The organism is Candidatus Termitispirillum reticulitermitis, assembly GCF_054655775.1.
This window is the reverse complement of sequence record NZ_BAAIHG010000177.1, coordinates 1-932: the sequence shown is the minus strand read 5'-3', so window position 1 is coordinate 932 and position 932 is coordinate 1. Positions and strand designations below refer to the sequence as shown.

Below are 932 nucleotides of genomic sequence, written 5' to 3'. Positions count from 1 at the left end.
CAAACTGCCCATCAACTATACTTACCGCATAATAGCTACCACCGCTGTTAGGGTTAATGGCTACTCCAGGACCCTCCCACCCAAAAGGGTCATAGCTACTAACCCAAGTATGCGTAGAGGAACTCCCAACTATTTGAATATTGTCAACTCTGACGGTAGGTGTGTTGATACTATTACCTATTGTGAATAGCACCTTGTCGCCGGCTGTAATAGTGTTCCCAGGAGTAATTAGTCTGCTCGATATTATCAATCTCATTCCATTGTCAAAATCTAAACCCGCTCCCACACTATCAAATATTATATCAGTGGTATTTGCGTATGTATAGCCTATTTGCTTACTATCGCTTGCACCAGTCGCAGCGTCTGTAAAGGTGAGGCTAACTGTGCCTGTATTGCCAGCTCCACCAACAACGCTCTCATTAAACTCAAGACCTATAAAGCCGTTAGTGACATTTCCTGATACAACCCCAATACCAGTAAGGGCAGCAGTGGTAGTGTCGTAGTCTCCTGGATCTTCAGATATGCTGGTATGGTATATTCCTAAAAGAGTAGGGTATTTTGGATAAGAATTAGCACCAATTGACGAAAACGTTAATGTGGCACCATCAAATATGCGTATATCCCCGCTTGTAGTGAAGTTAGCCATGCCAGAAGTGTTAACGCCATCTCTCGCTACTAGCGAATCAGCTCCCGCCGTGAATATATTCGTCTTATATATGGCGTTCTGTCCGGGGTCTACATTAAACGTCAGCTTGTAGTTCCCTTCGACAGGCGCACCCCTGAATATAACATCCACATCGCTACTGCTTGATGAGTATAAGCCAGCAGCTGAACCTGATAATAACTTTTTAGTATTAAACTCCGTTGCGTTTGATACCCTGTTAATTTCTGCCTTGAGCTGGTCAAACTCTTTTTGCAGCTCCCGTCTATCA

1 protein-coding gene is annotated in these 932 nt (G+C 43.9%); it reads right to left on the bottom strand.

The features are described 5' to 3' along the window. The coding region (locus AC1MDJ_RS08115) for a flagellin N-terminal helical domain-containing protein (protein ID WP_479690409.1) at positions 1-932 on the bottom strand (932 nt) is incomplete at both ends.